Annotated in this window: 18 protein-coding genes and 1 other RNA gene; 15 read left to right on the top strand and 4 right to left on the bottom strand. The window is 69.5% G+C overall.

Annotation, left to right across the window (positions count from 1 at the left end; all coding sequences use genetic code 11):
* Positions 1-108: 108 nt before the first annotated feature.
* From EXE45_RS07070 to flaJ, 6 genes are all read left to right on the top strand, one after another.
* The gene (locus tag EXE45_RS07070; protein WP_137693916.1) at positions 109-2043 is read left to right on the top strand and encodes a FlaD/FlaE family flagellar protein; all 1935 of its coding nucleotides are present in this window, start codon (positions 109-111) and stop codon (positions 2041-2043) included.
* Positions 2033-2506 (top strand): flagellin, encoded by a 474-nt coding sequence (locus EXE45_RS07065; RefSeq protein ID WP_092919764.1) that lies wholly within the window; start codon positions 2033-2035, stop codon positions 2504-2506. The genes EXE45_RS07070 and EXE45_RS07065 overlap by 11 nt, the downstream gene beginning before the upstream one ends.
* Entirely contained in the window at positions 2507-3004 is a 498-nt protein-coding gene (locus EXE45_RS07060) for a flagellar protein G (protein ID WP_092919793.1), read from the top strand. It begins immediately after the preceding gene.
* 1 nt (position 3005) lies between these two features.
* A complete protein-coding gene (locus EXE45_RS07055) occupies positions 3006-3755 on the top strand; it encodes an ATPase domain-containing protein (protein ID WP_092919795.1) in 750 nt (249 codons plus the stop codon).
* A 72-nt stretch (positions 3756-3827) separates the two neighbouring features.
* Entirely contained in the window at positions 3828-5501 is a 1674-nt protein-coding gene (locus EXE45_RS07050) for a type II/IV secretion system ATPase subunit (RefSeq protein WP_092919797.1), read from the top strand.
* 22 nt (positions 5502-5523) lie between these two features.
* Positions 5524-7260, top strand: coding sequence for an archaellar assembly protein FlaJ (gene flaJ, locus EXE45_RS07045; protein ID WP_092919799.1), 1737 nt, complete (start codon positions 5524-5526; stop codon positions 7258-7260).
* 28 nt (positions 7261-7288) lie between these two features.
* Here the strand turns inward: flaJ and EXE45_RS07040 are convergent, their stop codons facing one another.
* Positions 7289-8227, bottom strand: a complete 939-nt coding sequence (locus EXE45_RS07040) for an NAD(P)-dependent oxidoreductase (protein ID WP_137693915.1) — start codon at positions 8225-8227, stop codon at positions 7289-7291.
* 134 nt (positions 8228-8361) lie between these two features.
* On the opposite strand from EXE45_RS07040, the gene htpX reads away from it, so the two are divergent.
* Positions 8362-9234 (top strand): zinc metalloprotease HtpX, encoded by an 873-nt coding sequence (gene htpX, locus EXE45_RS07035; protein ID WP_092919803.1) that lies wholly within the window; start codon positions 8362-8364, stop codon positions 9232-9234.
* 625 nt (positions 9235-9859) lie between these two features.
* On the opposite strand, the gene rnpB is transcribed toward htpX, so the two are convergent.
* Positions 9860-10172: RNase P RNA component (gene rnpB / locus EXE45_RS07025), an RNA gene on the bottom strand.
* A 129-nt stretch (positions 10173-10301) separates the two neighbouring features.
* Between rnpB and EXE45_RS07020 the strand changes: the two genes are divergently transcribed.
* On the top strand, positions 10302-10904 hold the full coding sequence (locus EXE45_RS07020; RefSeq protein WP_092919807.1) for a TIGR00296 family protein: 603 nt from the start codon (positions 10302-10304) through the stop codon (positions 10902-10904).
* A 44-nt stretch (positions 10905-10948) separates the two neighbouring features.
* On the opposite strand, the gene EXE45_RS07015 is transcribed toward EXE45_RS07020, so the two are convergent.
* Together EXE45_RS07015 and EXE45_RS07010 are read right to left on the bottom strand one after the other, a co-directional pair.
* A complete protein-coding gene (locus EXE45_RS07015; protein ID WP_092919809.1) occupies positions 10949-12109 on the bottom strand; it encodes a nicotinate phosphoribosyltransferase in 1161 nt (386 codons plus the stop codon).
* Between the two features lie 92 nt (positions 12110-12201).
* Positions 12202-13956, bottom strand: coding sequence for an Hvo_1808 family surface protein (locus tag EXE45_RS07010; RefSeq protein WP_137693913.1), 1755 nt, complete (start codon positions 13954-13956; stop codon positions 12202-12204).
* 137 nt (positions 13957-14093) lie between these two features.
* Here EXE45_RS07010 and EXE45_RS07005 point away from each other — a divergent pair, with 137 nt between their 5' ends.
* The 7 genes from EXE45_RS07005 (at position 14094) to EXE45_RS06980 (ending at position 18765) form a co-directional block, all read left to right on the top strand.
* Complete coding sequence (locus tag EXE45_RS07005; protein ID WP_092919813.1) at positions 14094-14672, top strand: cysteine hydrolase family protein; 579 nt, start codon at positions 14094-14096, stop codon at positions 14670-14672.
* A gap of 106 nt (positions 14673-14778) precedes the next feature.
* Positions 14779-15360 (top strand): hypothetical protein, encoded by a 582-nt coding sequence (locus EXE45_RS07000; protein ID WP_092919815.1) that lies wholly within the window; start codon positions 14779-14781, stop codon positions 15358-15360.
* Between the two features lie 137 nt (positions 15361-15497).
* Positions 15498-15629 (top strand): HVO_2523 family zinc finger protein, encoded by a 132-nt coding sequence (locus tag EXE45_RS21675; protein WP_255510258.1) that lies wholly within the window; start codon positions 15498-15500, stop codon positions 15627-15629.
* Between the two features lie 159 nt (positions 15630-15788).
* A complete protein-coding gene (locus tag EXE45_RS06995) occupies positions 15789-16754 on the top strand; it encodes a phytoene/squalene synthase family protein (protein ID WP_137693912.1) in 966 nt (321 codons plus the stop codon).
* 9 nt (positions 16755-16763) lie between these two features.
* Complete coding sequence (locus EXE45_RS06990) at positions 16764-16973, top strand: hypothetical protein (RefSeq protein ID WP_137693911.1); 210 nt, start codon at positions 16764-16766, stop codon at positions 16971-16973.
* Positions 16974-17043: 70 nt separating this feature from the next.
* Entirely contained in the window at positions 17044-18321 is a 1278-nt protein-coding gene (hisD, locus tag EXE45_RS06985; RefSeq protein ID WP_137693910.1) for a histidinol dehydrogenase, read from the top strand.
* 69 nt (positions 18322-18390) lie between these two features.
* On the top strand, positions 18391-18765 hold the full coding sequence (locus EXE45_RS06980; RefSeq protein WP_092919823.1) for an iron-sulfur cluster assembly accessory protein: 375 nt from the start codon (positions 18391-18393) through the stop codon (positions 18763-18765).
* Positions 18766-18846: the final 81 nt, after the last annotated feature.

Raw genomic sequence — 18846 nt, 5'->3', positions numbered from 1 at the left:
ATCCGTTCTCACCCCACTCAATCGACGATACTCGTGTCTCAGCGTGCTTTCTCACGGCTGATATTTTGAGGGGTGAATTGAAGTGGGTTCTGCGGGTGGTACACGGTAATGGGCCTCGAACTACCGGTGTGGGGAGCCTCAACCGCCGCCTGGGCAGTCGCCACGCTGGGGCTCGTCGGTGCGAGCGTCCTCGACAGGTTCCTCGACGACGACGGATCCGACGACGACGGTTCCGGAGGTATGGACGGCGACGACGATCCCTTCGGCGGCGACATGGGCGGCGGCGACATGGGCGGCGGCGACATGGGCGGCGGAGGGATGGGCGGCGGCATGGGCGGTGGCGGCGGTGGCGGCGGCGACGGTTTCGACGACTTCGACGGCATGGACGAGTGGGACGACGAGTTCGACGACGGCGGGGGCGGTGGTGGCGGGGGTGCCGCCACCGACGAGCTCGAGAACCGGCTCGACGAGCTCGAGAACGAGGTCGCGTCGCTGTCCTCGACCGTCTCGACGGTTCGCTCGGAGAACGAGGAGATCTCGAACGCCGTCGACGACATCGAGGAGGACGTCCGCAACCTGCTCGACATCTACGAGATGGTCACCCGCGGGATCAACCCGTTCGTCGACGACGGCGGCGGCTTCGACAACGTCGCCGGCGGCGGCGAGGGCTCGTTCGGCATCTTCGACGACGAAGACGGCGGCGAGGAGGAGGACCTCGACGAGGACGTCGCGAACGCGGACGCGGACGGGTTCTTCGACGACGACCTCCTCGACGAGGAAGCGGACGACGACGAGTTCGACGACCTCGACGACGGCGACGAATTCGACGACCTCGACGAGGAGTTCGAGGAACCGGACGACGACAGCACGGACGACGCCGCGTCCGAGACCGAAACGGCGGCCGACGGAGACGACATGAACGACGATGGAAAGAGTTTCAGCGAACTGAAAGAAGAGTACGACTCCGGGGAGGCCGACTGGGCCGAGGAGGGCGACGACGGGGACGACGACCCGTTCGAGGACGGGAACGACTCGTTCGACGACCCCGGCGACGAAACCGACTCGTTCGAGGACGGGGACGACTCGTTCGACGACCCCGGCGACGGGTTCGACGGCGACGGCCTCGGTGGCGGTGCCGAGGGCGACGGCTTCGACGAGTTCGATGAACCGGCGGATCCCGAGCCTGCGGGCGGCGCGTCCGACCCCGAGCCGGCGGCTGGCCGTGCCGACCCCGACCCCGAACCGGACCGCCGGCCCGGCGGCGACCCCGCCGAGGCCTCCGGCGGCTTCGAGTACGTCGGCGAGGACGACCTCTCGGGGAGCGGCGGTCGCGGCAAGCCGTACCTCACCGAACTCCCCGGCGACTACGTCGGCGACCTCCTCGTGATGGAGTGGCTGGAGTTCCTCGTCTCCGAGAGCGACGTCACCGACGCGGTGCGCGCCATCAACTACTACGAGCGGATCGAGTGGATCGGCCCCGACGCCGCGGCGCGGCTCCGGGACTTCCTCTCCGGGTTCGGCACGATCGACCGCAACCTCGTCGACCGGCCGGGGACCGACCGGCTCGCCCGCGAACACCACACCCGCAGCCTCCGGTACGTGACCCAGCTCAACGGCACCAGCAGCCACACGGTCCTCTTGGACCGCTGGGACGACCTCGCCGGCGGGTCGCTCGTCGGCGGCGGGCCCGTCGGCGGTCGCCGCGGCGACCGGCGCGGCGGGCGAACCGACTCCGGCCGCAACGGACGCGGCGGCCGGAACGGTCGAAACGGCCGCGCTCCGCGGGACGACCGCTCGGCGGCCGAGCGAAACGGCCGCGACGCGTCCGGCCGCCGAGACGCGCCCGACGAGGGCGAGCGACGCGAGAACGGCGCGGGCCGCGAGGCGGACGCGGACAGTCGCGACGGGCACCGCGACGACCGACGCGACGGGCACCGCGACGACCGGCGTGACCGGAACGGTTCGACCCGACCGATGAACGATCCGAATCCCCGTTCCGACCGCGCCGATCCGGCCGACGGAGGGTGGGGAGATGGGCGTTAGCGTCTCCGCGTCCACGGCCATCATCGTCGCGGGGCTGTTCTTCGCGTTCACGACGTTCTACCCCGTGGCGGCCAACGGGTTCGACCGCGTCTCCGACGCCCAACACGGGGTCAACGAGCGCGCGCTCGAGCGGCAGAACACCGACTTCGCGGTGACGAACGCGACCTTCGACGCCGGCACCGACACCCTCACCGTCAACGCCACCAACGAGGGGTCGATCGGACTCGTCGCCGGCGACGCGACGCTGGTCGTCGGCAACGAGTACGTGGACGTGGGCGGGCCGAACGCCTCCACGACCGTCGACGGCAACGCCGACACCGACCTCTGGCTCGGCGGCGAGAGGCTCACGGTGCGAGTCGCACAGGGGAACACGACGACGGCGATCGGGAACGGCACGCGCGTCGTCCTCGTCGTCGAGTCCGGCGTCCGCGACGCCGCGACCGTGACGGAGGTGGGCGCGTAGATGGCCAGCGTCCCCGTCTCTCACCTCATCCTGTTCATCGCGAGCCTGGTGATCGCCGCGGGCGTCGTCGGCACGATCACGACCGGCGTCGACCGGGTGAGCGCGGCGGTCGAGGACGCCGGCCTCGACGCGACCGAACAGCTCCGGACCGACGTGACGATCATCTCGGACCCCAGCGCGGGGGTGTACAACGCGAGCGGCGACCAGAACGTCACGCTGTTGATAAAGAACACCGGCACCTATCGGTTGGCGCCCGACGGCTCCGACCTCGACGTCGTCTTCGACGGCGCGTACGTCCGACCGGACGCGCTCTCCGGGACGCTGGTCTCCGCCGACGGCGCGAACGCGTGGAGCCGCGGCGACGTGCTCCGACTCACGATCGACGTGAGCGCGATCGAGGGTCGGGACGGCGGACTCGTCGACGGCGACCACCGCGTGTTCCTCTCCGTGAACGGCGACGAGGAGCTGTTCCAGTTCCGCGTGGAGGGAGGTAACTGAGATGCCACACGACAATCTCCTCTCTTTAGGCCTCGGCGAGCGCGACCGGCTCAACAAGGAACTGGGCGGCGGCATCCCGCGCGGGAGCATCGTCCTCATGGAGGGCGACTACGGGGCCGGGAAAAGCGCCATCTCCCAGCGGTTCGCCTACGGACTCGTCCAGGAGGGCGCGTCGGTGACGATGATGTCGACGGAGCTCACCGTCCGCGGGTTCATCGACCAGATGCACTCGCTGGAGTACGACATGGTAAAGCCGCTCTTACAGGAGGAGCTCCTCTTTCTCCACGCCGACTTCGACTCCGGCGGGGCGTTCTCCGACGGCGACGGCGAGCGCAAGGAGCTGCTCAAGCGGCTGATGGAAGCCGAGGCGATGTGGAACTCCGACGTCGTCTTCCTCGACACGTTCGACGCCATCTTCCGGAACGACCCCACGTTCGAGGCCTTGGTGCGGAAGAACGAGGAGCGACAGGCCGCCCTGGAGATCATCTCCTTCTTCCGCGAGATCATCTCGCAGGGGAAGGTGGTGGTGCTCACCGTCGACCCCTCGGCGGTCGACGACGACGCGATCGGCCCGTTTCGGTCCATCGCGGACGTGTTCCTCCAGCTGGAGATGATCGAGGTCGGCAACGACATCCGCCGGCAGATCAACGTCAAGCGGTTCGCGGGCATGGGCGAACAGGTCGGCGACACGATCGGGTTCTCGGTTCGCTCGGGAACCGGCATCGTCATCGAGAGCCGCAGCGTCGCCTAACACCATGACCCGTAGACGCACAGCCGGTCCGCCCGCCCGGGCCGAGACGACCGCGACGACTCAGCGTGGGACATGACCGAACACGGAACCGCCAAACCGTCCGAGGAGCTCCGGAAGGCCGCCATGCGGCGACCTCACCTCCGGGAGCACCTCCGGGAGTTCAAACAGATCACGGGGGAGTTCCCGCAGTTCATCGAGGAGCCGAAAGACGAGTACGAGTCCGACCGCCCGAACGTCATCTACCCGGTCGGCGGCCCAATCTACAGCCACATCTACGGCGACCTCGGCCAGGACACGAAGTACTACGCCATCGAGCCGGAGGTCTCCGGCCCGCAGGCGGAGATCCTCAACGAGGTGAAGAACCGACTGCTCACGGCCAGCGGCCAGCACACCGCCCCCGACAACGAGGCCGAGTACGACGACCTCATCGAGGAGCTGTTAGAGGAGGTGACCCACGTCGACGACACCGCCTCGGGCTGGCGCCGCGGGCTCTCGAAGATCCGCAACTTCGGGAAGCTGTCGATCACCGAGGAGACCTACGAGAACATCCGCTACCGGCTCAACCGCGACATCGTCGGGCTCGGCCCGCTCGAACCGGTGATGCGCGACCCGGCCAACGAGGACATCCACGTCATCGGCCCCAAGGAGTGTCACGTCGACCACGGCACCTACGGGATGTTGGAGACGACCGTCGACTTCGGCACGCCCCAGGAGTTCGACAGCTGGCTTCGCAACATGGGCGAGCGGATCGGCGACCCGCTCTCCGACTCCGACCCCATCGTCGACTCCACGCTGCCGGACGGGTCGCGTATCAACATCATCTACTCCGACGACGTGTCGCTGAAGGGCTCCTCGCTCACGATCCGACAGGGGGACGAGGTGCCGCTGTCGATCAACCAGATCACCAACTGGGGGACGCTCTCGCCGCAGTTGGCGGCGTACCTCTGGCTCTGTCTGGAGAACGAACAGACCGTGTTCGTCGTCGGGGAGACGGCGTCCGGGAAGACGACGACGCTGAACGCCATCCTCTCGTACATCCCGGACGACTCGAAGATCTACACCGCGGAGGATACCGCCGAGGTCATCCCGCCGCACAGCACCTGGCAGCAGCTGTTGACTCGCGAGGGGGGCGGCGAGGGGTCCTCCGACGTCGACATGTTCGACCTGGTCGCCGCCGCGCTGCGGTCGCGCCCCGACTACATCATCGTGGGCGAGGTCCGCGGCGCCGAGGGGCGGATGGCGTTCCAGGCCGCTCAGACCGGCCACCCGGTCATGCTGACGTTCCACGCGTCCGACATCGTCTCGATGATCCAGCGGTTCACCTCCGAGCCGATCAACGTCCCGGAGACGTTCATGGACAACGCCGACGTGGCGCTGTTCCAGAACCGGGTGAAACAGGGCGATCAGGTCTTGCGCCGCGTGACGAGCGTTCAGGAGATCGAGGGGTACTCGAAGGAGATGGAGGGGGTCGTCACCCGCGAGGTGTTCAGCTGGGACCCCGTCGAAGACGAGATCGTCTTCCAGGGAATGAACAACTCCTACGTGCTCGAAGAGCAGATCGCGACGCTGTTGGGCTACGCCGACACCCGCGACATCTACGACGACCTCGAGTTCCGCGCGGAGCTCATCGAGCGGATGATCCAAGAGGGCATCTTGGGCTATCACGAGGTGAACGACGCGATCAACGCCTTCCAGCGCGACGGCGTCGAGGGGCTTCCCTTCGACATGCACCGGAACACGAGGTAGCGACGATGGAGGTACGATACTGATGGCCGTAAAGGAGATGGGCGACGGGTTCGCGACGGCGCTCAAACTCACCTCCGAGGTGATGGAGTCGTACGACCAGCTCGACATCTCCAAGCGGAAGTACGTCGGGCTGGTGTTGCTGCCGGCCGTCCTCGTCTTCCTCGCGAGCGTCGTCGGGCTGATCGCGCTCCCTCTCCCGATCGCCGCTCGCGTCCCGATCCCGATGTTCGGCGGGCTCGTGCTGTTCGCGGCGGTCATCTACCCGAAGATCTACCTCTCCGGGCTGGAGACGAAGATCGACAACCAGCTACATCTCGTGATGACGCACATGACGGTGTTGTCGACGACGAACATCGACCGGATGGAGGTGTTCCGGACCCTGGCGAAAGAGGAGGAGTACGGCGTCGCCGCCGAGGAGATCGGCCGCGTCGTCCACCTCGTCGACACGTGGAACCAGAGCCTCGACGACGCGTGTCGCCGCCGTGCACAGGAGGTTCCCTCCGACGCGATGGCCGACTTCTTCGACCGGCTCGGCTACACGATGGGCGCGGGGCAGTCGTTAGAGGAGTTCCTCGTCTCCGAGCAGGACGTCATGCTGGCGCAGTACGAGACCCGATACGAGTCCGCGCTCTCGAACCTGGAGGTGATGAAGGACCTGTACATGTCGATGATCCTCTCGATGACGTTCGCGCTGGTGTTCGCCGTCGTCCTCCCGATCCTCACCGGCAACAACCCGACTGCGACGGTGGCGGCCGTCATCGTGCTGTTCGTGTTCGTTCAGCTCGGCTTCTACGCGATGATCCGCGCGACCTCGCCGTACGACCCGATCTGGTACCACCCGGACGAGCGGTCCCCCGGCGACCTGAAGCTGTGGGGGTCGCTGATCGCCGGCGGCGGGCTCTCGCTCCTGCTCATCGGGATCACGGCCGCCGGGATGTTCGGATACGGTCCCGGCCTCCCCGGCCTCCTCTTCTTCCTCGACGACGTCCGGCTACCGCTGTACCTCGCGGTCCCCATCTCGCCGCTCATCATTACCGGGGTGATACTCCGGAGCGAGGAGCAGGCGATCACGGCCCGCGACGGCGAGTTCCCCTCCTTCGTCCGCGCGCTGGGCGCGACCGAGAGCGCGAAGCAGTCGACGACCACCGACGTGCTGACGACGCTGCGCGACAAGAACTTCGGCGAGCTCTCCGAGTCGATAGAGCGGCTCTACCGCCGACTCAACATGCGGATCAGCACTGAGGGCGCGTGGCGAGCGTTCTCGCGTGACACGCGCTCGTACCTCATCCAGAAGTTCTCCGAGATGTACCTCGTCGGCCGGCGGATGGGCGGGGACCCGAAGATGCTCGGCGAGCTGATCTCGAAGAACATGAACGCCGTCAACCAGCTGCGCGAGCAGCGGCGGCAGGCGGCGATGACGTTCATCGGCCTCCTGTACGGGATCACCGCGGCCGCGACGTTCGCCTTCTTCATCGGGCTCGAGATCGTCGCCATCCTAGCGGACCTGACCGCCGATTTCGGGCTCGACCAGATGGACATCGGCCAGATCGTCTATCCCGGCGCCTACGACATCCCGCTCATCGAGTACCTCCTCCTGACGGTCGTGTTATTCAACGCGGCGCTCTCCTCGCAGATGATCCGCCGGATCGACGGCGGCAACCCCGTGAACGGCTACATCCACTTCGTCCTCCTGACGTGGCTCGGCGCGGGCACCGCCATCGCCACGCGGACGCTCGTCAACGCGATCCTGTCGATCTGACGGGGCGTCTCTCCTCTCCGGCCCCGCGTCACTCCTCGAACAGCGCCGGCTCGGCGACCGACTCGTCGGCCGCGTCGCGCCACGAGCGCGACGGCGTCCACCCGAACAGCCGCTCCGCCTTCTCGATCGCGTAGGCGCCGCGGTCGTCGCCCCCGGCGAGTCGGCCCTCGTCGATCGCGCAGTCGTCCGGGATCTCGTCGTAGGACTCCCGCAGGAGGTCGAGCAGCGGCCGACCGAGCGCGTTGTCGGCCGCGACGCAGTTGACCGCCTCGTGGGCCCCCGGCTCGACGGACGGGTCGTCGCCGAGGAGGTCCGAGAGCGCGACCGCGACGAGGTCCGCGACGTCGCGCACGTCGACGTACGACCAGAAGTTACCGGCGCCGGCGTCGAGATCGGAGACGTACTCGTCCGCGCGACAGGCGTACGCGCCGGGGTACTGGATCCACGACGGGCGGATCGAGACGGCCGGCACGTCGCGGCGGCGCGCCACGGCGCCCGCGGCCGCCTCCGCGGTCACCTTCGAGAGCCCGTACGGGTCCTCGGGTCGGAGCGGATGGGCCTCGGTGATCGGTAACTCGTCCGGGAACGGGGTCGGATCGGCGAAGAAGAAGCCGTAGGCGCCGTCGCTGGAGGCCTGGACGACCGGGGCGTCGGCCCGGCCGGCGGCGTCGAGGACGTGTTTCGCGGCGAGCGCGTTCGTCTCGAACACCCGTCCCTCGGGATGGGTGCCGGCGACGGGAATCGCCGCCCAGTGGACGACGGCATCGGGGTCGACGGCGGCGACGACGTCGAGCGCCTGGTCGCGCTCGGCGAGGTCGGCCGCGCGGAACGAGACGTTCGGCGCGGGGTCGACGTCGAGTCCGGGGTGATCGTAGTCGACGACGACGACCTCGTGGTCGCCCGCGAGGCGGTCGACGACCCAGCGCCCGGAGGCGCCGCGGCCGCCGGTGACGAGGACTGTCTCCATGCGTCGGGGTCGCCGTCCCCGGGCAAAAACGCACCGTTGCGGCGGCGAGCGCACCGGCCGCGGTCCGGGGGATTCGGGCGCGCACCGTCCGGGGCTCCGGCAGGCTTTAACGCGCCGAGCGGTAACTCTCGGGTATGGACTGGAAGACAGACTGGGGACTCCGCGGACGCATGGGGTTCACGATGTTCCTCCTCTTCGCCCTCTACGTCGTGTTCATCGGCGTCCTAATCCAAGTGTTCAACGTCGGGATCATCTTCACGCTCGCGATGTTCGGCGCGTTCTCGCTGGCGCAGTACTTCTTCAGCGACAAGCTGGCGCTGCGGAGCATGGGCGCCCGCGAGGTGAGCGCGGACGAGTACCCGGACCTCCACCGCCGGATCGAGCGCCTGAGCCAGCAGGCCGACCTCCCGAAGCCGACGGTCGCGGTCGCGGACACGCAGGTGCCGAACGCGTTCGCGACCGGCCGGAACAAGAAGAACGCGACGGTCGCGGTGACGACCGGGCTGCTCCGGGCGCTCGACGAGGACGAGCTCGACGGCGTGCTCGCCCACGAGCTCGCGCACGTCAAGAACCGCGACGTGATGGTGATGACCATCGCCTCGTTCCTCTCGACGATCGCCTTCTTCATCGTCCGGTGGGGCTGGCTGTTCAGCGGCGACAACCGGCAGGGCGCGCCCGTCATCGTGGCGATCGTCGCGTCGCTTCTGGTGTGGGTGATCTCGTTCCTGCTCATCCGGGCGCTCTCGCGGTACCGCGAGTACTCCGCCGACCGCGGCGCGGCGCTGATCACGGGCAAGCCCGGCGCGCTCGCCTCGGCGCTGATGACGATCGACGGCCGGATGGACAAGGTGCCCGAGGAGGACCTCCGCGAGGAGGCGGAGATGAACGCGTTCTTCATCATCCCGATCAAGGCCGGCTTCGTCGGCAAGATCGCCTCGACGCACCCGTCGACGGAGAACCGGATCGAGAAGCTCCGCGAGCTGGAAAAGGAGATGGAGACGGCCTAAGACGGATTTGTCTCGGAGTTTCTAGTCGGTCATTTATAAGCCGTTGAGCGCGGACAGGTGACGAACATCGCCGAAGTCCCAGCCGCTTGTTTATAAATCGTTGCGGGCAGATCCGTGACGACCACCGCCGAAGCCCCAGCCGCTCGCTCATAAATGGTTGTGAGTAGATCCGTGACGACCACCGCCGAAGCCCCAGCCACTCGGCTGTACGATGGTGCGGTTTATAAACAACCGATCGACGCGAACACCGCCGAAGCCCCAGCCGCTCGGCTGTACGATGGTGCGCTTTATAAACGACTGATCGACGCGAACACCGCCGAAGCCCCAGTCGCGAGGGCGGCGCACGCTCGCTGCGCGCCTCACTCGGTCGCTCACTCCGTTCGCTCCCTCGTTCGGTGCTTACGTCGCCTGCGCCGCCCTCGCGACTGCCCCTTCGAGTCCCGCCCCGCTCCGCACAGCACCTCACACCTCCCCAGCCTCGCGGCTCCCTCCGCTTCGCTCCGGTCGCCGCGTCCCTCGCGCGTGCTGTCTCGCGGCCGCCGGTGGCGGCCGCTCGCAGGCACGCGCCACCGCAGTTCATTTATAAACAATCACGTGGCAGTCGCGCCGCTGGTCGGTGTGAGCGGACTGAGGGGAGTAAGCCCCCTTCGGTTCGTCCCGACATTCGGCTGAGCGTCCGCGCCGCGGCCGGACTACCTTGTGGCGCGGACTTGCACCGGCGAGGATTCGCCGTTCCATCCGTTCCCGCCCGTCGGCCCTCCTCGGGTTAACTCCCTTCCCTTGCGGGTCGGTTCGCACGAATCACGGGTCGGGGCGGGGGGTGTCGTTGCTGTTCCAGAGCCAGCCGTCTCCGACTCCGGGCGTGTGCCCGGTCGCCTGTCCGGCCGGTGGGGGGACTTTCCTCATGCCGGAGGCACGGGAGTCGGGCTCCCTCTGTCCGGTTCCGGCTTCTTTCCGCCGGCGAATAAGCCGTTCGGTCGGCGGCCTTTCTGGCGAGACGCCGCGAACGAGGCGAGAACGGTGCCACAAGGGAAGCGTTCAAGTCGTCAGCAACGTAATGGACTCTCATGTCCGAGGCTCAGACCGTTCAGCTGTCGTACGACGACGGTGCACGAGCGGTCGAACTCGCGCGGGAGGCGGTCGAGTCGTTCGTTCGACACGGACAACGCGAACAACCCGGCAGTATGCGCGAGGCGTTCTACGCCCGCACCGGGGCGTTCGTCCGACTCGAATCCACTCGGGGCCGCGGTCGCCTCCGCGGCTGCGCCGGTGCGTGGGAGACCTCCGACCAGCTCGGGCACGCCATCGTCGAGGCCGCCATCAAGGCGGCGTCCGACGACTCCTGCGGCTCCGAGGTGGAGCCGAAAGAGCTCGATAACCTCACCGTCTCGGTGTTCGTCGTCTCCAACTCCGTGCTCACGAACGACCCGCTCGCGGACCTCGAAATCGGCACCCACGGCGTCGCCGTCGACAGCGGCAACGCGCACGGCTGGCTCTACCCGACGGTCCCCGTCGAGAACGGCTGGTCCGGCGCCGAGTTCCTCTCGCGCGCCTGCCGCAAGGCGAAGCTCTCGCCCACCGCTTGGCAGGACGAGGAGACGATGGTGACGCTCATCGAGGGGCAGGTGTTCCGAGAGCGCGCCGACGGCGGCGCCGTCGAAGAACTGTAAGACCGCCGACTCGCCGGACGGGTTGCTTTCCTTCTCCGCCCTCCTCACCTGTTCGCGCCGTATCCCACCGCCTCCGCGTCCGCGAGCGCCCGCGTCGTCGCGGCCGACAGGTCGAAGGCGTTCTCGTCGACGACCTCGCCGTCGCGGATCACCGGCTCCATGAGCGACTCGGCGCCCTCGGGTCCCGAGCGGTCCGCGAGCCCGACGGCGTGGGCCCCGTCGGCGGTGCGGTAGGCGTCTTTCGCGCCCGAGAGCTTCCCGCGCTTGGCCGCCGGTTCGCCGTCGACGGCGACGATGTCGAGCGCGAAGTCGACCGGGTCCGCGTTGGAGACGTACCCGCCCACCCCGAACCCGTCGACCGCGTCGCGCAGGTCGCGGAGGTCGTCGGGGCCGAGCCCGCCGGAGACGTACACGTCGACGTCCTCGTGGCCCCGCGCGTCGAGTTCCCACTGTACCTCGCGGACGATGTGCCGGAAGTTTCCCCTCCGCGAGCCGGTCGTGTCGAGGCGGACGCCGTCGAGGTCGTCGCCGAGCGTCTCGACCGCCCGGAGCACCTCGTCGACCTCGTCTGAGTAGGTGTCGCACAGCGCGATCCGCGGCGCGTCCGCGGGGACGCCCTCGTCGTAGGCGCGCCAGGCGGCCTCCTGTGCGCCGCGCCCGAAGCAGATGGCGAGCGCGTGGGGCATCGTCCCGGACGCCTCCCGGCCGATCAGGTCGCCGGCGGCGACGTGCGAGAAGCCGTCGAACCCGCCGACCAGCGCGGAGCGCTCGACCGCCGCGGTCATCGCGGGGTGGACGTGGCGAGCGCCGAACGAGAGCACCGACGACTCCGGCGCGGCGACCCGGCAGTCGAGCGCCGCCGTCGCCATCCCGGACGCGTGCGAGACGAAGCCCAGGAGCGATGTCTCCAGCCGCGCGAACGCGAGGTACGGCCCCTCGATCCGCATCACCGGCCCGCCGTCGAACAGCCGACCCTCCGGGATCGCGTGAACGTCGACCTCGCGGCCGGCGAGCAGTTCGACGGCGTTGCCGAGACCGGCGAACAGCTCGAACTCCCCGTCCGGGAACTGGTCCGCGGTCACTTCTGCGACCACGCGTGGGTTCCGGCCCGCCGCCTCCAGCGCCGCCTCGGTCCGCTCGAAGTACGCGTCGGTCGCGCGCCCCTCCCGGACCGCGGCCGCGTCGACGATGTCGAACTCGCTCATACCCGGCGGTTCGACCGCCGGGACGAAAAGCCACCCGTGTCGCGGCGGGCCCGCCTCGCCCCCGCGGCGACCGCGCCGCAGCGAGCGTCGGGTTACGCCGCTCGCCGCGCGAACAGCCCCAGCGCGGCTGCGAGGGCGACCAGCGCCGCCGCGACCCCGAACCCGGGAGCGCTGGTACCGGTGCTGTCGCCCCCGTCTCCGTCCTCGCTGCCGTTCGCGCCGTCGGAACCGTTGGTGCCGTTTCCGCCGTCACCGGTACCGCTTCCGCCGTCGCCGGTACCGCTTCCGTCGCCGCTCTCGTCCGTCCCGTTCGCGTCGGGGAGCGCGAGGTCGGCGTTCGGACGGAGCTCGAGGACGCCCTCCGGCGAAGGCGCGTGGGTTATCGTCACGCTCGTCCCGTCGCGCTCGACGCCGTACGCGCCGGGGAAGTCGGCGCCGTCGCCGTCGTCGATGGTGTACACCGTCCCGTCGTCGTACTCGCGGTCGCCGTGCGCGGTCAGCATCCGGACGTAGGCGTCGCGGAACGCGGCGGCGTCCGCCTCGGTCTGCCACTCGGTCGCCCAGACGTAGCCGTCGCGGTCCCCGTTCCGGTAGGGGTACAGCTCGTCCCCGGCCCACCCGTCCGTCACGGGATGCGCGTAGTCGTAGTTCTGTCGGGTCCGGAGCTGCGCCTCCGCGTCGAGGTGGATCTGGACGTTCTGCCGGACGGTCGCGTCGGGCTCTAACACGGCGTACCGGTACTCCAGGCTCTGGTACCAGAACATCACGAACATCGACGCCTCGCCGGCCGTCTCCGCGCCGTCGACGCCCTGATCCGGGTAGGTCTCCCACCCGCCGGTCGCCGTATCCTCGAAGCTGACGTTGCGCTCCTCGTAGTCGGGGTTCCGATGGATGACCTCCGCCGTCGACTCCGGCGGGGCGTTCATCGTCTCGTTGACGGCCGCCCATCCCCCCGCTTCGACGAGGTCGCGGACGTAGAGCGCGCCGTCGCCGTACGGCTGGAGCACGGTCTGGAGGATGCCGAAGTTGAAGTCCGGAGCGTCGCCGCCCCCGCCGCCGCCCGCGGGCGCCTCGACGCAGGTCCAGTTGTCCGCGCATCGGGCGGCGTACCGCTCCTCGACGTGGACCGCCTCCCCCTCGATGATCCCGTCGATCGCGAGGTCGCCGTCCTGGGTCGCGCCGACGTAGCGCGGAGCGGTCAGGTCGTGGTACTGGTCTTGCATCGCGTGGAGCAGTTCGTGCGCGAGCGTCGAGGGGCCGATGGCGGCGGACTCGCCGTCCGGAACGACGATGACGATCCGGTCTCGGGACGGCGAGTAGAAGCCGGAGACCGCGCCGCCGAACACCGAATCGATCTCGTCGTTGGCGTTCGTCTCGTCGCCGACGACGAACAGCGCCTCCCACACCTGGTCGTTCCAGCGCCGGAACGCCTCGGAGCTGTTCCCGCCGCTCGCGGTGTCGTTGGCGTACTCGCTCCGGGAGACCGTCTCGACCGGTACGTCCTCGCGGAAGGGGCGCTGACGGATGTGTTCGACGCGCGCCATCGTCAGGTCCGTCAGGGCCGCCAACTGCGTCTCGTTGAGTCCGTCGGTCTGCTCGAAGCTCAGCGACTCCTCGTAGTGGGTCCCGTTCCAGCACCCGACCAGATCGGTGCCGTCTCCGGGACCGCACTCCTCGGCGGACGCGGAGGGGACGGCGCCCGGCGCCGCGGGCCCGGTGTCGGCCGACGCGGAGGGAGCGATGTCGACGTTCGGCGCGGCCGCGGCGCCGGCGGTGAACGCGACGCACAGGACGGCGACCGCGGCGACGGCGGCGGCCGCGGTCGAGGGGGTGGGAACCCGTCGCATACGGATCGCATCGTGCGCCCCGGTAAGTAGTCTGTCGGTTCCTTCGGCGCCGTCGCCGGCGGATTTTTCGGGACGGGTCGCCGCCGCGGACGCGGACCGGGACGACGGTTTTTGAGGCGGGCGCTCCAACCGCCGATATGGCGTTCGATCCGACAGCAACCGCGGTGGTCGTCGTCGACATGCAGAACGGGTTCTGTCATCCCGACGGGAGCCTCTACGCCGAACCGAGCGAGGCGGCGGTCGGGCCCGTGACGGCGCTCGTCGACCGCGCCCGCGAGGCCGGCGCGAGCGTGGTCTACACCCGCGACGTCCACCCGCCGGACCAGTTCGACGGGGCCCACTACTACGACGAGTTCGACCGGTGGGGCGAACACGTCGTCGAGGGGTCGTGGGACGCCGAACTCGTGGCCGACCTCGACGTCCGCGACGCGGACCACGTCGTCGAGAAGCACACCTACGACGCCTTCTATCGGACGGAACTGGAGGGGTACCTCGACGCGCACGGGATCGACGACCTGCTGATCTGCGGCACGCTCGCGAACGTCTGCGTCCTCCACACCGCGGGCAGCGCCGGACTCCGAGACTACCGCCCGGTCGTCGTCGAGGACGCGCTCGGCTACATCACCGAGGACCACCGCGAGTACGCCGTCGACCACGCCGACTGGCTGTTCGGCGAGACGACGACCCGCGACGCGGTCTCCTTCGCGTCCGAGTAGCCGCGGTCGTCGTTCTCGCGTCCGCGGTCCCGAATCCCGCGACTGCGATTATCACGCGCGACAACCGGCGTGTAACCCTTTTTGTCGCTCGCCGGAATCGCCGGGTATGGACATCTCTCGACGAGGCGTACTCGGCGGCCTCGGCGCGGTCTGTGCGGTCGGCGCCGTCGGCTTCGCGGGCGCGACGCGGGTGACGGACGGCGACGCGATCGCGGGCGTCGGCGGCGACGGTCCGGGACCGGCGGGCGGCGGCACGGCCGCGCCCGGCGACGGCGCTGCCGGCGCGAGCGGCTCCGGTCCCTCCGCGGCCGCCGTCGACCCCGACGCGCCGTTCGTGGCCCGGATCACCGGCGACGACGGCACCGACACGCGGCTGTTCGACGCGAGCGACCTCGGCCGCGTCAAGGGCGTCTTCGTCGAGGGCGACGAGTACCTCGTCCAGGTCGCGCTCTCCGACGCGGGCGTCGAATCGTTCCGGAGCCGCCTCGAAGCCGCCGGCGCGACCGACGACCCGGCGGCGTTCGTGGTGTCGATGACGCTCGACGGGACCGAGGTCAGGCGCGTCGAACTCGACCGGGAGACGGTCGACGGGCTCACCTCGTCCGAGTGGGGCGGCGTGTTGACGCTCCCGTTCGGCGAGGAGTCGGTCGCCCGGTCGGTGTTCGACCGACTGGCGAGCGACGACTGAGCGGTCGTCGAACCGCCCGGAACGACTGACTGGTCAGGTTTCCCGCTGGGGTGGCGGTGGACGGGCTGTGGGTGGCGGTGAACGGACCGTGGGTGGCGGAGGATAGGACTTTGGCTTTCGAGCCCGTGGGGTCCGACGTGAGAGACGGAGCCGCGGACGACGGCGGCCGCCCCTGTCCGGCCTGTGAGACGCCGATGTACCGTCGACACTGTAAGTACGTCTGCCCGGCGCACGGCGTCGTGTACGACTGTAGCGACACGTTCTACTGATCGGACGACCGCTCCGCACGCCCCACCGGCCGTCGGAATCTCCGCGCTCGACCGAGAGCCAAACTGAGTCGTGCGAACTGTTATGTTCTTGGAGGCCGATTTTTCTTCCATGATGGGCGACCCGTATGTGACCCTCCACGCCGACCCACCGAGGTCAGCATGGTAGAGCAAAACCAGGTTGCCCGGAGCAAGCGGATCCAGCGCCGCACCGGGAAGACGTTCCACGTCGCCACCCGGCTACTGCCGAAGCGGATCCGCCACCCGACGTACGTGCTGTACGGATTCTTCCGGATCGCGGACGAGGTCGTCGACGCCGAAGACACCGGATCGCCAGCCGAACAGCGGGCCGAACTCGACCGGCTCCGGGCGGCCGCGCTCGGCGAGGAGCCGACCGACGACCCGGTGTTGGAGGCGTTCGCCGAGGTGTGCGAGCGCAGCGGCATCCCCGACGAGGACGTCCACTCGTTCGTGGACGCCATGGAGAGCGATATCGACACCGACCGCTACGAGACGTACGCCGACCTGGAGGCGTACATGGACGGCTCCGCGGCCGCCGTCGGGCGGATGATGACGGCGATCATGGATCTCGACCCGGAGGCGGAGGCCGAGGCGCTCCCCCACGCGACGAAGCTCGGCGAGGCGTTCCAGATGACGAACTTCCTCCGGGACGTCCGCGAGGACGCCGTCGAGCGCGACCGGATCTACCTCCCGCTGGAGACGCTGCGGCGCCACGGCGTGAGCGAACAGCAGATCCTCGATCTGGAGTTCGACGAGAGCGTCGCGGCCGCGGTCCGCGAGGAGATGGCCCGCACCGAGCGCCTCTACGAGGAGGGCGTGGCGGGGATCAAGTACCTCCCCGAGGACTGCCAGCTCGCGGTGCTGCTCGCGGCGGTGCTGTACGTCGACCACCACCGCCTCATCCGGAACCGCGGCTACGACACCGTCTCGGCCACGCCGGAGCTGTCGCTCGCCCGGAAGCTGTCGCTGCTCGTTCGTACCCGCTGGAAGTGGCAGTGGAACCGCGATCCGGAGGCGGTGTTTTACGACATGTGTACCGACTTCGACCCCAGCCGCGAGCGCCACGGCCACGGTCCCCACGGCACGGGCGTCCCGCAGACGGACTAGGCGGTCCGCGTGGATCGCTCCCGGTTCGTCGCTCTCGCGTTCGCCGCCTTCGGACTCGTGTTCCTCTCGTTTCTCCTCCGCGGAGTCGCCCGGCTCGTGGCGCCCTACGGGGTCGCGGTCGCCGTGTCGGCCCCCGTCTTGGTCGCGGCGGCCGGCCTGCTCGCCGCGCTCGTCGGCCTCGCGCTCCTCGACGTAACCGGGATCAGTCCGCTGGAGTGAACGCGCCGACCGGTTCGGGGCGTTCCGACCGAGTCGGAACGCCCTTGCCCCGCCGCGCCCGAGGGCGCGCATGGACGTACGAACGGTTGCCGACCTCTCGCCGGCCGAGCGTCGCGCCTTCTTCGAGCGCGACGCCGGCGTCGAGGGGGTCCGCGAGGACGTGCGAGGCATCGTCGAGCGGGTCCGCGAGGAGGGCGACGTCGCGGTCCGCGAGTTCGCGGAGGAGTTCGACGGGGTCGCCGTCGGCAACGTCGACGTGACGGACGCGGCGGAACGGGCGCACGACGAACTGGCCGACGCGGACGACCCGGTCCTCGACGCCGTTCGGGAGGCGGCCGCGAACGTCCGCGGGTTCCACGAGCGCCAGCGCCCCGAGGACTGGCGCGACGACTTCGACGGCCGAGAGCTGGGTCGCCGCTTCCGCCCCATCGACCGCGTCGGGGTGTACGTGCCGGGCGGGTCGGCCGCGTACCCCTCCAGCGCGCTGATGGGCGTTATTCCCGCGGTCGTCGCCGGCGTCGACCACGTCGCGGTCGCGACCCCGCCCGCGGAGGAGCTCAACCCCGTCACGCTCGCGGCGATCCACGAGGCGGGCGCCGACGCGGTGTATCAGGTCGGCGGCGCGCAGGCCATCGCCGCGCTCGCGTACGGGACGGAGACGGTGACGCGGGTCCAGAAGGTGGTCGGCCCGGGCAACAAGTGGGTCACCGCGGCCAAGTCGATCGTCCAGGGCGACGTGGAGATCGACTTCCTCGCCGGCCCGAGCGAGGTCCTCGTCCTCGCGGACGGGACCGCCGACCCGGACCTCGTCGCGGCGGATCTGGTCGCGCAGGCCGAACACGACCCGAACGCATCCGTGGTCGCGGTCACCCCCGACGCCGACCTCGCCGCGGCGGTCGCCGCGGCGGTCGACGACCAGGCCGCCGAGCGCGAGCGCGAGGAGACGATCCGGGCCGCCCTCGACAGCGACGCCTCCGGCGTCCTCCACGCGCGTTCGATGCCCGAGGCGGTGCTGTTCGCCGAGGAGTACGCGGCCGAGCACCTCTCGATCGCCGCCGACGACGACGAGGCCCTCCTCGACCGGATCACGAACGCCGGATCGGTGTTCCTCGGTCCGTACTCCCCGGTAGCCGCCGGTGACTACGCGGCCGGAACGAACCACGTGCTGCCGACGAACGGCGGCGCGAAGCGGTACGGCGGGCTCTCCGTCGACACGTTCCTCCGGTCGTCGACGGTCCAGCGGCTCGACCGCGACGCCCTCGACGACCTCTCGGAGACGATCACGTCGCTCGCGGAGGCCGAGGGGCTGGAGGCGCACGCCGAGAGCGTGCGGAAGCGGTTCGAGTGAGGGGCCGACCCGCCCGATCGGATCGACCCGGTCGGCAGGGTTTTGAGTGTCGGCACCGAACGGGTTCGCATGAGTACCGAACCGGCCGACACCGGGACCGAGGGGAACGACCCGGCGATCGAGGTGACTCCGGACGCCGCCGAGGAGGCGCTCTCGCTGCTGGAAGGCGAGGGGCTCGACACCGACGTCGCCGGACTGCGGCTGTTCGTCCAGCAGGGCGGCTGTGCGGGGCTGTCGTACGGGATGCGCTTCGACACCGAGCCGGAGGACGACGATCTCGTCGTGGAGCACCACGGGCTCCGGGTGTTCGTCGATCCCGCGAGCAGGAACTACATCGGCGGGAGCACGCTCGACTACGAACACGGGCTCCAGGCCGCCGGCTTCGAGGTGGAGAACCCGAACGTCGTCTCGGAGTGCGGCTGCGGCGAGTCGTTCCGGACGTAGCGAGTCGCGGTTCGATTCTCGGGTTTCGCTCTTGTGTAGCACATTGTTGATTTCAGAGAGTAGCTTTGACGGCGTGTTTGA

This window comes from Halorubrum sp. SP9, assembly GCF_005435015.1.
GTDB lineage: Archaea > Halobacteriota > Halobacteria > Halobacteriales > Haloferacaceae > Halorubrum > Halorubrum sodomense.
The sequence above is the reverse complement of the archived record's forward strand: the minus strand, read 5'-3'. Positions and strand labels throughout refer to the sequence as shown.

Coding starts and splice junctions, on each gene's coding strand:
- EXE45_RS06980 (WP_092919823.1), top strand. CDS start 18,391: ATGAGTACCGAACCGGCCGACACCGGGACCGAGGGGAACGACCCGGCG.
- EXE45_RS07005 (WP_092919813.1), top strand. CDS start 14,094: ATGGCGTTCGATCCGACAGCAACCGCGGTGGTCGTCGTCGACATGCAG.
- EXE45_RS07055 (WP_092919795.1), top strand. CDS start 3,006: ATGCCACACGACAATCTCCTCTCTTTAGGCCTCGGCGAGCGCGACCGG.
- flaJ (WP_092919799.1), top strand. CDS start 5,524: ATGGCCGTAAAGGAGATGGGCGACGGGTTCGCGACGGCGCTCAAACTC.
- EXE45_RS07015 (WP_092919809.1), bottom strand. CDS start 12,109: ATGAGCGAGTTCGACATCGTCGACGCGGCCGCGGTCCGGGAGGGGCGC.
- EXE45_RS07010 (WP_137693913.1), bottom strand. CDS start 13,956: ATGCGACGGGTTCCCACCCCCTCGACCGCGGCCGCCGCCGTCGCCGCG.
- hisD (WP_137693910.1), top strand. CDS start 17,044: ATGGACGTACGAACGGTTGCCGACCTCTCGCCGGCCGAGCGTCGCGCC.
- EXE45_RS07065 (WP_092919764.1), top strand. CDS start 2,033: ATGGGCGTTAGCGTCTCCGCGTCCACGGCCATCATCGTCGCGGGGCTG.
- EXE45_RS06995 (WP_137693912.1), top strand. CDS start 15,789: ATGGTAGAGCAAAACCAGGTTGCCCGGAGCAAGCGGATCCAGCGCCGC.
- EXE45_RS07020 (WP_092919807.1), top strand. CDS start 10,302: ATGTCCGAGGCTCAGACCGTTCAGCTGTCGTACGACGACGGTGCACGA.
- EXE45_RS07040 (WP_137693915.1), bottom strand. CDS start 8,227: ATGGAGACAGTCCTCGTCACCGGCGGCCGCGGCGCCTCCGGGCGCTGG.
- EXE45_RS07070 (WP_137693916.1), top strand. CDS start 109: ATGGGCCTCGAACTACCGGTGTGGGGAGCCTCAACCGCCGCCTGGGCA.
- htpX (WP_092919803.1), top strand. CDS start 8,362: ATGGACTGGAAGACAGACTGGGGACTCCGCGGACGCATGGGGTTCACG.
- EXE45_RS07000 (WP_092919815.1), top strand. CDS start 14,779: ATGGACATCTCTCGACGAGGCGTACTCGGCGGCCTCGGCGCGGTCTGT.
- EXE45_RS07060 (WP_092919793.1), top strand. CDS start 2,507: ATGGCCAGCGTCCCCGTCTCTCACCTCATCCTGTTCATCGCGAGCCTG.
- EXE45_RS07050 (WP_092919797.1), top strand. CDS start 3,828: ATGACCGAACACGGAACCGCCAAACCGTCCGAGGAGCTCCGGAAGGCC.